This is a genomic window from Paracoccus sediminis, assembly GCF_900188295.1.
Taxonomy (GTDB): domain Bacteria; phylum Pseudomonadota; class Alphaproteobacteria; order Rhodobacterales; family Rhodobacteraceae; genus Paracoccus; species Paracoccus sediminis.
This window is the reverse complement of the sequence record NZ_FZNM01000008.1, coordinates 131,217-142,046: the sequence shown is the minus strand read 5'-3', so window position 1 is coordinate 142,046 and position 10,830 is coordinate 131,217. Positions and strand designations below refer to the sequence as shown.

Annotated in this window: 10 protein-coding genes and 1 pseudogene; 2 read left to right on the top strand and 9 right to left on the bottom strand. The window is 66.2% G+C overall.

Annotated elements, in window-relative coordinates:
- From CHB77_RS12375 to CHB77_RS12350, 6 genes and pseudogenes are all read right to left on the bottom strand, one after another.
- Positions 1–1,088, bottom strand: a pseudogene (locus CHB77_RS12375) (hypothetical protein); the annotation flags it as partial.
- Between the two features lie 164 nt (positions 1,089–1,252).
- Complete coding sequence (locus CHB77_RS12370) at positions 1,253–2,095, bottom strand: ferredoxin--NADP reductase (protein ID WP_089388531.1); 843 nt, start codon at positions 2,093–2,095, stop codon at positions 1,253–1,255.
- A 45-nt stretch (positions 2,096–2,140) separates the two neighbouring features.
- The gene (locus CHB77_RS12365) at positions 2,141–2,527 is read right to left on the bottom strand and encodes a DUF934 domain-containing protein (RefSeq protein WP_089388530.1); all 387 of its coding nucleotides are present in this window, start codon (positions 2,525–2,527) and stop codon (positions 2,141–2,143) included.
- Entirely contained in the window at positions 2,524–3,255 is a 732-nt protein-coding gene (locus CHB77_RS12360) for a phosphoadenylyl-sulfate reductase (RefSeq protein WP_089388529.1), read from the bottom strand. The genes CHB77_RS12365 and CHB77_RS12360 overlap by 4 nt, the downstream gene beginning before the upstream one ends.
- Positions 3,248–4,906, bottom strand: a complete 1,659-nt coding sequence (locus CHB77_RS12355; protein ID WP_089388528.1) for a nitrite/sulfite reductase — start codon at positions 4,904–4,906, stop codon at positions 3,248–3,250. The genes CHB77_RS12360 and CHB77_RS12355 overlap by 8 nt, the downstream gene beginning before the upstream one ends.
- Entirely contained in the window at positions 4,899–5,231 is a 333-nt protein-coding gene (locus CHB77_RS12350; protein ID WP_089388527.1) for a DUF2849 domain-containing protein, read from the bottom strand. The genes CHB77_RS12355 and CHB77_RS12350 overlap by 8 nt, the downstream gene beginning before the upstream one ends.
- Before the next feature lie 101 nt (positions 5,232–5,332).
- Between CHB77_RS12350 and CHB77_RS12345 the strand changes: the two genes are divergently transcribed.
- Positions 5,333–5,848: an Lrp/AsnC family transcriptional regulator gene (locus tag CHB77_RS12345; protein ID WP_089388526.1), complete on the top strand. Its 516-nt coding sequence runs from the start codon at positions 5,333–5,335 to the stop codon at positions 5,846–5,848.
- Between the two features lie 219 nt (positions 5,849–6,067).
- Positions 6,068–7,066, top strand: a complete 999-nt coding sequence (locus CHB77_RS12335) for a hypothetical protein (protein WP_089388524.1) — start codon at positions 6,068–6,070, stop codon at positions 7,064–7,066.
- On the opposite strand, the gene CHB77_RS12330 is transcribed toward CHB77_RS12335, so the two are convergent.
- From CHB77_RS12330 to ileS, 3 genes are read right to left on the bottom strand one after another with little or no spacing between them, the layout of a single operon-like run.
- Positions 7,063–7,476 (bottom strand): OsmC family protein, encoded by a 414-nt coding sequence (locus CHB77_RS12330; RefSeq protein ID WP_089388523.1) that lies wholly within the window; start codon positions 7,474–7,476, stop codon positions 7,063–7,065. The two genes, CHB77_RS12335 and CHB77_RS12330, sit on opposite strands and share 4 nt — an antisense overlap.
- A 29-nt stretch (positions 7,477–7,505) precedes the next feature.
- Complete coding sequence (locus CHB77_RS12325; RefSeq protein WP_089388522.1) at positions 7,506–7,766, bottom strand: DUF3253 domain-containing protein; 261 nt, start codon at positions 7,764–7,766, stop codon at positions 7,506–7,508.
- Positions 7,763–10,756: an isoleucine--tRNA ligase gene (gene ileS / locus CHB77_RS12320; RefSeq protein WP_089388521.1), complete on the bottom strand. Its 2,994-nt coding sequence runs from the start codon at positions 10,754–10,756 to the stop codon at positions 7,763–7,765. The genes CHB77_RS12325 and ileS overlap by 4 nt, the downstream gene beginning before the upstream one ends.
- Positions 10,757–10,830 lie beyond the last annotated feature (74 nt).

Here is a 10,830-nt window from a genome sequence, read left to right as displayed (position 1 = left end):
GCGGCACGGGTTTCACGCGCAGACCGACGGGCGGATTCGCTGGGGCGGGCGTCCGAGGCGGCGGGATCGGCTGTCGCTTCCTGGGGGTCTGCGGCGGCCTCGTCCTCGGACGGCTGTTCGGCGGCCAGGGCGTCGCGCAAGGCGTCTTCGTCGTTCGCCGCGCGGTCGGACGCCGCCTCGGCCCCGGCCTGCGGCTGGCCCGGATCATCGGCGGCCTGTTCGCCCTCGAGGGCCTCGCGCAAAGGATCCGCCTGTTCTGGCGCATCATCTGCCGCCTCCTCGCCCGCGCGCGGCGTGGGGCGTTCGGCCTCTCGCTGCCGTGCGGCGGCTGCGGGACGTTCGGCCTCTTGCTCTCGGGCGGCCTCGACCGGCCGATCAGCCTCTTGCTCGCGGGCGGCTTCGACTGGACGCTCGGCTGGTCCCGATTCGACGGTCTGTTCCGGTTCAGGCTGGCGTTCGGTCGCGCGCTCCGCCTCGACTGGGGTTTCAGTTTCAGGCGCTTCGGGCGCAGTCGCTTCGGCGGCCGACGCTTCGGTGTCCGGCATTTCGTCGGCCGACGCCTCGGCTTCCGGCGCAGATTCGGCGTCGGGGACCGGTGCAGGTTCAGCCCCGGCGGCCGGTTCGGGCAGAGGCGCCGGCGCCGGGTCGTCAGGGGCCGTTTCCGCAGCAGGCTCCTCGGCGGCAGGCTCCTCGGCCATGGGTTTCTCGGCCGTGGATTCCTCGGTCATGGAGGAACCATCCGCAGCAGGCGCTTGCGCCACGGACTCGGCCTGCGCCGGTTCTTCTGCGGCGGGGGCCGCGTCGGCGGGCACGGGTTCGGGGGCAGCGGCTTCCGGTTCCGGGGCTTCCGCCGTGGACGCAGGCGCGGGGTCGGGTTCGGGCGCGGGTTCGGCGGCATCGCCAGGCTGTTGCGCCGGGGGCGGCGGAACCTGCGTTTCGGCCTGGGCCAGAACCACCGGGGCGTCCTGTCCGCCTTCTTGCGGGGTCAGGCTGTCGTCGATGACCAAGGCGCGCGCCTGCGCAAGCTGGGGCACCAGCAGCGACAGACAGGCGGCGATGGCGGTCGTGTTATGAATGATCCGGCGCATGGGGACTCCTCTCCCTTGGGCGGGTAATGCATTGGGGATTTAACCGAAAGAAAAACAACAAGTTCCAAACATGCGCGTGACTGCGCCGTGATCGGCAGAACGCCCCGAAGGCAAAAGGGCGCGGCCGATGCCGCGCCCTTGCCATGCCATCGGATCGAAACGGATCAAACCCCGTCGCCAACGAAGGCTTTTTCGACAACGAATTCGCGGGGTTCGGAATTGGCGCCCTCGTGCAGGCCAAAGCCTTCCAGAACCGCCTTCACATCGACGTTGAAGGCAAGGCTGCCGCAGACCATGGCACGATCCGTGCCGGGGCCGATCGGCGGCAGGCCAAGATCGGCAAAGACCTTGCCCGACGTCAGGTTGTCGGTGATCCGCCCCATCAGCGGCGAATCCTCGCGCGTGGTCGTGGGGTAATACAGAAGGCGGTTGGCGAAATCATCGCCGTAAAGTTCGCTCAGCAGCGGGTCGTGGCGCAGGTTTTCCACCAGTTCCCGGCCATAGTCCAGCTCGTCCGCCGTGCGGCAGGTGTGCATCATCACCACCTGTTCATAGCGGTCATAGGTTTCGGGGTCGCGCATCAGCGACGCAAAGGGCGCGATGCCGGTGCCGGTCGCCAGGAACCACAGCCGCTTGCCCGGCAGCAGCGCGTCCAGCACAAGCGTTCCCACCGGCTTGGGGCGCAGGATGATCTGATCCCCCGGCCGGATATGCTGCAACTTCGAGGTCAGCGGGCCGTCCGGCACCTTGATGGAATAGAATTCCAGTTCCTCGTCCCAGTTGGGGCTGGCGATGGAATAGGCGCGCAGCAGGGGCTTGCCGTTGTCGCCCAGCAGGCCGATCATCACGAATTCGCCCGACCGGAACCGCAGGCTGGCGGGCCGCGTCACGCGGAACGAAAACAGGCTATCGGTCCAGTGCCGCACCGCCGTGACGGCCTGGGCGTCGGGAAGGGTCTTTTGGAGGGTCTTTGGGGCGGCGTCGGCCACGGTCAGATCCAGGGTCATGAAGGCTCCTGCGGGTTTAGTCGATGGGGCGGCGGGGCGAAACCCCTAGCCCGCCAGATGGGCGCGGTGGTCATGGGCTTTCCAGTCGGCCCGCGCGATCCATTGGTCCTGCGGCTGGCGGGCGGCGATGTCGGGGGCGACCTCCACCTCGTCGAAGCCCACGCGGCGGGCCATGGCATATTGGTCGGCGATCAGGCGGCCCGACGCGCGCAGCCTGCCCGCGAAACCCAGTTCCCGCAGACGCCGGGCCAGCGAAAATCCCCGCCCGTCGCCGAAGGACGGAAAGTCGATGGCGATCAGGTCGCGGTGCAGATGCCGGGCCAGATCGGCCAGCGGCGTATCGGGCGCAAGCGTTTCTTCGGCCTCTTGCACCAGGGGATGAAAGCCGTCGTCGCGCGCGATCACGCGTTCGCTGTTCAGCTGGTCGGTCATGCCGGAACCTTTCCGCGGACCATCTTGCCGCCAATAAAATGGATGCCGCATTCGGTCTTGTCCTGTCCGCGCCACCGCCCGGCGCGCGGATCCTCGCCAGCGCGCACCGGCGAGGTGCAGGGCGCGCAGCCGATCGACGGATAGCCGCGCGCCACCAGCGGATGACGCGGCAGGTTGTTTTCGATGATGTAGTCCTGCACATCCTCGGCCCGCCAGTGGGCCAGCGGATTGATGCGCAGGCGCGCAGGGGGTTCTGGTTCAAAGAATTCCAGCGCCGCGCGGTCGGTGTTCTGGAACCGCTTGCGCCCGGTGATCCAGGAATCATAGCCCGACAGCGCCCGTTCCAGCGGCACCGTCTTGCGCAGGTCGCAGCAGGCATTGGCGTCGAACCGGTGCAGCGTGGCGTCGGGATCCTGGCGCGCGACTTCGGCATCGCTGGCGCGGATCACCTGCAAGTTAGTCAGGCCCAATCTGGCCGACACGTCCCGCTGGTATTCCAGCGTTTCGGGAAACAGCATCCGCGTGTCGATGAACAGCACCGGCAGGCCCGGCGCAGCCCGGCTGACCATGTGCAGCAGCACCACCGATTCCGCGCCAAAGGACGACACCAGCGCCACCCGGCCCAGATCGGGGTCGCTGACGGCGCGGCGCAGAACGTCGGTCGCGGCGTGGTGCCGGTACCGGTCGTTCAGCCGTGCAGCCCGCCCGTCCAGGGTGTCGTCAAGCATGGGCCGGCTCGGGATACAGCGCGGCCTTGAACGGCGCCGCGCCAAGTCGGCGATAGGCGTCGATGAAGCGTTCGGACGCATCCGCCCGCACGTCCAGATAGGCGCGCAGCAGCCGGTCGATGGCGGGCACGACCTCCTCGATCGGGAAGCCTGCGCCCGCGCGTTCGCCGATGGCCGGAATGTCGTAGCCGTCGCCGCCCAGCGTGATCTGATAGTTTTCCACGCCCGCCCGATCCAGCCCCAGGATGCCGATATGGCCCAGGTGGTGATGCCCGCAGGCGTTGATGCAGCCCGAGATGCGGATGTTCAGCTTGCCGATCTCGTCTTCCAGGCCGTTGTCCTTGAAATGCTTGGCGATCTCCTGTGCGACCGGGATCGACCGGGCGGTCGCCAGCGTGCAGTAGTCCATGCCGGGGCAGGCGATGATGTCGCTGGTCAGGCCGGCATTGGCGGTGGCCAGCCCCGCCTTGTGCAGCGCGGCATAGACGGCGGGCAGGTCCGACTTGTGGACATGGGGCAGCACGACGTTTTGGTCGTGGCTGATGCGCAGGTCGGCATGACCGTATTGTTCCGCCAGATCGGCCAGCAGGCGCATCTGGTCCGCGCTTGCGTCGCCCGGCGTCTCGCCATGCGTCTTGAAGGTCACGATGACGCTGGCATAGCCATCGACCTTGTGGGCGTGCAGGTTGGTGTCGGTCCAGCTGCGGAAGGCGCCGTTCTTCGCCCGCTCGGCCTCATAGGCCTCGGTCCCCGCGTTGCGGAAGGCAGGGGCGGCGAAGCGGTCCTTGAAGATCGCCAGGGCCTCGCGGTCGGCGCCATGGAAATCGCGGCGGCGGTTGGCGAATTCCTCCTCGACCTCGGCCTTGAAGACGTCCAGTCCGCGTTCGTGGACCGTGATCTTGATGCGGGCCTTGTACTTGTTGTCGCGGCGTCCCGACAGATTGTAGGTCGCGATGATCGCCTCGATATAGGCCAACAGGTCTTCCTCGGGCAGGAAATCACGAATCACCTTGCCCAGCATGGGCGTGCGGCCCAGGCCGCCGCCGACCCAGACCTCGAAACCCGTCCGGCCGTCCTGCTGGATCAGGCGCAGGCCGATGTCATGGGCGGCGACCAGGGCGCGGTCGCGCGCGGCGCCCGTGATGGCGATCTTGAACTTGCGGGGCAGGAACTGGAATTCGGCATGGTCGGTGGACCAGCTGCGCAGCAGTTCCGCATAGGGGCGCGGATCCATCCATTCGTCGGCGGCCGCGCCCGCAAAGGCGTCGGTCGTCACGTTGCGGATCGTGTTGCCCGAGGTCTGGATCGCGTGCATCCCGACCGAGGCCAGCTGGTCCAGCATGTCGGGAATATCCACCAGGCGCGGCCAGTTGAACTGGATGTTCTGGCGCGTGGTCCAGTGGCCATAGCCCTTGTCATAGGTTTCGGCCAGATGGGCCAGCATCCGCATCTGGTCGGGGCTGATCGTGCCGTACGGAATGGCGATCCGCAACATATAGGCGTGCAGTTGCAGATAGACGCCGTTCATCAGCCGCAGGGGCCGGAATTCGTCCTCGGTCAGGCTTCCGTCTAGGCGCCGTCCGACCTGGGCGCGGAACTGCGCCGCACGATGGCGCACATAGTCGGTTTCGACAGGGCGGACGTCAAACATTGCGGGCCTCAGCGTGCTTCAGGGTCTGGATGCCGTGAAAGTAATTGGACGGGCCGCGCTGGCGGAACGCCTCGCGGAAATGGGTGGGTTCGGGACCGTTGGGGCCGCGCCGCGCCTCGACCAGATAGGGGCCGACGACGATGTTCGACTGGCCGATGGCCTTCAACAGCGCCAGATCGGCGATGGCCTCGTCCTCGAACAGGGTCGCCTGCGCCAGATCGGGGGTCCAGCCGTCCTCGCACATCCACACGTTATGGCCTTCGCGCAGGTCGTTCGCGGTGATGACGCCGGGCTTGGCGGCCGTCGGGACGAAGGCTTTGCTCATGATGTGGACCCTTTCGGATTGGTCCCCACAATATAGAATTTTGTTCTGGATCTTTGCGATAGGGTCTGGAGAATAAGGATATTCAATCATGAAGGTGGAACATGCCGGAACAGCTTCCACAGATTTCCCCTGCATCGAAAACGAATTTCCGGTTGGACGAGGTGGATCGCAAAATCCTGTCCCTGCTGCAGGAGGACGCGAGCCTGTCTCTGGACCAGATCGCCGACCGGGTGGGCGCGTCCAAGACCCCGGTCTGGAACCGGATCCGCAAGCTGCGCGAGGCGGGCGTGATCCGCCGGCAGGTGGCGATTCTGGACCCCGAGGCCCTGGGGCTGGAAGCCTGCTTTTTCGTCCTGATCCGCACCAGCGAACATGACAGGGACTGGGCCGCGCGCTTTTTGAAAGCCCTGCGCGAACGCCCCGAGGTGATCGAGGCTCACCGGCTGGCGGGCGACATCGACTATATTCTCAAGGTGCAGGTCCGCAACGCGCGCGCCTATGACCGATTCTATCAGTCGCTGATCGGCGAGGTGAAAATCCACAACGTCACCGCCCTTTTGTCGATGGAGGAGATCAAGGCCACCAGCGCGCTTCCCATCCCGGATGTTGCGCGCTAAGGAAGTGGCGACCGTCGGGGGCCTGCATGTCCGGTTTTATCATCCGGCTCAGCCCGGAATGCTCGACCGCGCGCTTTGTGCCGCAAGCCTTGCGGGATGGCGGGCAGCGGTGACGATCCGCGGCCATCCGGCCCTGATCGGACGCCCTCCGGTCCTGGGCCCGGAGGGTGCGCGCCTGGGCCGCTCCACGGAAACCGTTTTCGACCTGCCGACCCACCGATGACCGATTCGAACTTGCTGCCCCCCAACATGCTGATCGTGGCCCAAGCCGGCCGGCTGGAATTCGAGGCGATCATCCTGGCCGCCAGCCTGCGCCATGCCGCGCCGGGTTTTGCCGGCCGCCTGATCGTGGCCGAACCGCAGCCCGATGGCGCCTGGGCGGGCCATGACACGCTGCTGTCCGCCGACACCCGCAGCCTTCTGGAAAGTCTGGGCGCCCGGATTGTCCCCTTTGTGGCCCGCCATTTCGGGGCGGCCTATCCTCATGGCAACAAGATCGAGGCGCTGTCGGTCCTGCCGGCGGACCAGCCGTTCATCTTTTTCGATACCGACACGCTGATAACCGGCCCCCTGGACCGGCTGCCCTTCGGCACCGTGCCTCCGGCGGCATCCATGCGGCGCACGGGGACATGGCCCGAACCGCCGCCCTACGGCCCCGGCCATCGGGCGATCTGGAGATCGCTTTACGACCGGTTCGGGCTGGATTTCGCGTCCTCGCTTGACCTGACCCAGCCGGACGAACACTGGGAACGCTATCTTTATTTCAACGCAGGCTGGTTCCTTGGTCCCGATCCGGCGGTCTTCGGACAGCGATTCCTGGACTGGGCGCTGTCGGTGCGCGACGATCCGCCCGACGAACTGGCCTGCCAAAGCCTCGATCCCTGGCTGGATCAGGTCGTGTTGCCGCTGGTGATCCACAGCCTGGGGGGCGGGCGCCCCGGCCCGGCCCTGTCGGGCCTGGATGGGGACATGACCTGCCATTACCGAAAACTGCCGCTGCTTTACGCGCGCGAACCCGGCCGGGTGCTGGACATGCTGGAATCCGCCGTCGCGCCGAACCGCATCAAGAAGCGGCTGCGGGAATGGGAACCGGCGCGAAAGCTGATCTATCAGGGCAAGGGCCGCGACAAGGTGCGGCCCCTGTTCGCGGACGGTCTGCCATCGGGGGAAAAACGGATCCGGCAGGTTCTGAAGGCGAATGGCTGGTGGTGGGGCTAGGCCCCCTGCCCTGCCGACAGCGACACGGGAATCCCACGTGGCAGGGAACAGCCGACCATCGAGCTTGCCTTGGCCTCGTCGATCAGGGGCTGCGGGTCGGACCCGTCCGCCATGCCGCATTGCACCGACACATCGGCCCCGCTGGCGATCAACGGATCCCCTTCCAGCGTCAGACGGACCTTGACCGAAAGGGTGGCGATCACCACCCCGCGCCGATGCGCGACATGGCGCAGGTCGTTGCACAGGCACCCGCCGATGGCCAAGGCAAGCAGTTGCGCACCGTTGAAGCCCAGGCCCATGCCCCCGGCCTTGCCGTCCGGCCGGTCGGCGATGACGCAATGGCCGCCCGCCCAGCCCACGGCGGCTTCGGTTCCCGGCAGGTTCATCAGGCTGACGCTGACAACGGGCATGGCGGTCCCTGTGCTGGCTTACGATCAGCCTAGCACGGTCCGGGCAAGGATGCAGCAGCGGCCAATCGGATCGGGCCGCGCAGATCCGGGCCGGTCACGGGAATGCCGCCTTGGGTGATGCGCAGGCGGCCTTCGGCCTGCAACCGCATCGCCTCGGTCCGGATCGGCCCCATCAGGGGGCGCCAGTCGGCGGCCAGATCGCGCGCGATCTGGCTGGGACAGCAGGTGGCGCCGGGGCGCAGCCGTCCGACCCGCGCCAGGATCGCCCCGCGCAGGTCGGCCTGGGTCATGCCAGCACGTCGTCGCAGCGCGCGCAGACAGAGGGGTGCCGGTGCGTCCCCACGTCGGGCAGGATCTTCCAGCACCGCTGGCATTTCGCGCCGTCGGCCCGTTCGAAGACCACGCCGATGCCGGGGGCCTCGGCCATGCGGAACGCCTCGGACGGGGCGGGATCGGCGGTCAGCGACAGGTCCGAGGTGATGCAGACATCGGCAAAATCCACCGATTTCAGCGCGGCCAGCATGTCGCGATCCTCGACATGGACGACCGGCGCGGCCTCGAGGCTGGCGCCGATGGTCTTGTCCGTGCGCCGAACCTCCAGCGCCGCCGTGACCACGCGGCGGGCGCGACGCACATGGTCCCACTTGACCGCCAGCGGCTCGTTCAGCCAATCGGCCGGGGTGTCGGGGAAGTCGTGCAGATGCACACTGTCGTCACCTGACGGGAACCGCGACAGCCACACATCTTCGGTCGTGAAGGGCAGGATCGGGGCCAGCCAGGTGACAAGGCGGTGGAACAGGATGTCCAGCACCGTCCGCGCGGCCCGGCGGCGCGGGCTGTCCACCGCGTCGCAATAGAGCGAATCCTTGCGGATGTCGAAATAGAAGGCCGACAGATCCACGGTGCAGAACTGGAACAGCGTCTGGAACACGCCCTGGAAATCGAACTGCTCGTAACCCCTGCGGACCGCGTGATCCAGTTGCGCCAGCCGGTGCAGGATCCACTGTTCCAGTTCCGGCATCTGTGCCGGATCCAGTTTCTCGGCATCGCCGAACCCGTCCAAGGCCCCCAGCAGGAAGCGCAGCGTGTTGCGCAGCCGGCGATAGCTGTCGGCGGTGCCCTTCAGAATCTCCGGCCCGATCCGCTGGTCGGCGGTGTAATCCGCCTGCGCCACCCACAGGCGCAGGATGTCGGCGCCGTATTGTTCGATCACCTTGGCGGGCACGATGGTGTTGCCCAGCGACTTGGACATCTTCATGCCCTTTTCGTCCAGGGTGAAGCCATGCGTGACCACGTTGCGATAGGGCGCCCGACCCTTGGTCGCGCAGCCTTGCAGCAGGGACGACTGGAACCAGCCGCGATGCTGGTCGGTGCCTTCCAGATAGACGTCAGCGATCCCGTCCGGCGCCCCGTCCGCCCGGTCGCGCAGCACGAAGGCATGGGTGGATCCGCTGTCGAACCACACGTCCAGCACGTCGGTGATCTGGTCATAGTCCTCGGGGTCCACGATGCCGTCCAGAACCTGCGCCTTGAAGCCGTCGCGATACCAGACATCGGCGCCGTCCTGTTCAAAGGCCGCGACGATCCGGTCGTTCACCCGCTGGTCGCGCAGCAGGAAGTCGTCGTCGGTGGGCTTGGCGCCGCGACGCACGAAGCAGGTCAGCGGCACGCCCCAGGCCCGCTGGCGCGACAGCACCCAGTCGGGGCGGTTTTCGACCATGGAATGAATCCGGTTCCGCCCGGACTGCGGCCACCATTTCACCAGCTTGTCGATCGAGGTCAGCGCGCGGGTGCGGATCGTCTCGCCGTGCTGGCCCATGCCGTCGGCCAGCGGCGTGTCGATGGCCGCGAACCATTGCGGCGTGTTGCGATAGATCAGCGGCGCCTTGGACCGCCAACTGTGGGGATAGGAGTGCTTGACCTTGCCCTTGGCCAGCAGCGCGCCCGAATAGGCAAGCTGCTTGATGACGCTGACATTGGCCTGGCCGTCCTTGCCGTCGGCGTCGATGATCGCCTGCCCCCCGAACAGCGGCAGATCGGCGCGATAGGAGCCGTCGGGTTCGACGTTGTAGGTCATCGGCAGCTTGTATTTCAGGCCAAGCTGATAGTCGTCGTCGCCGTGGCTGGGGGCGGTGTGGACAAAGCCCGTGCCCGCATCTCCAGTCACATGATCCCCGAACAGCAGAGGAACGTCATAGTCCCATTCGTCATTGCCGCCTTCAACTCCGCGTAGGGGATGGGCGAGAGGACTAACAAACTGCTCCATTTCATGGCTTCTAAAAATGAATGGATTAGGCGCAAACTTGATCTTCGCAGCTTTAGCGACCGAGTCTGCCAGTTCGACTGCAATAATTAGCTTCTCGCCAACTTTCGCAAACGCACCATCTTCTGCCTCAGCTACCCGGTACAGCCCATATTGCATTGATCCGTAGGCGACTGCTCGATTCTGCGGAATCGTCCAAGGGGTCGTTGTCCAGATAACGACCGATGCTCCTTTCAGCGTTTCCTCGAAATCGTATTTTTCATTGTAATCTTCATTGGGATTATCGTGATCACGAGGCTCAGAGGGAGCTTTATAAAGAACTGGAAACTTTACCCAGATCGTATGGCTGGTGTGGTCCTTGTACTCCACCTCGGCCTCGGCCAGGGCGGTCTTTTCCACCGGCGACCACATCACGGGCTTGGACCCCTGATACAGCGCGCCGTTCATCACCAGCTTCATGAACTCGGCCGCGATCACCGCCTCGGCGTGGTAATCCATCGTCAGGTAGGGGTCGTCCCATTTGCCGGTGATGCCCAGGCGCTTGAACTCGTCCCGCTGGATGTCGACCCATTCGTCGGCAAAGCGGCGGCATTCCCGGCGGAACTCGACCACGTCCACGGCGTCCTTGTCGCGGCCCTCGGCGCGGTATTTCTCCTCGATCTTCCATTCGATGGGCAGGCCGTGGCAGTCCCAGCCGGGAACGTATCGCGCATCGCGGCCCATCATCTGATGGGACCGCACCACGATGTCCTTGATCGTCTTGTTCAGCGCGTGGCCGATATGCAGGTGCCCGTTAGCATAGGGGGGGCCGTCGTGCAGCACAAAGGGCGCCCGGCCACTGCTGCGTTCGCGCAGCCGGTCATAGACGCCGATGCGGTCCCAGCGGGCCAGCCATTCGGGTTCGCGCTGCGGCAGGCCCGCGCGCATCGGGAACTCGGTCTGCGGCAGGAACACGGTGTCGCGGTAATCGGGGGCGTCGGACGTGACGGTGGTATCGGCGGGCGTATCGGCGGCCATGGGGGCATCCTTCGGGGGCATGGTTCAGACAAACGGCGACCCGGCGGCGCGAAACCTCACGCCGCCGGGTTGCT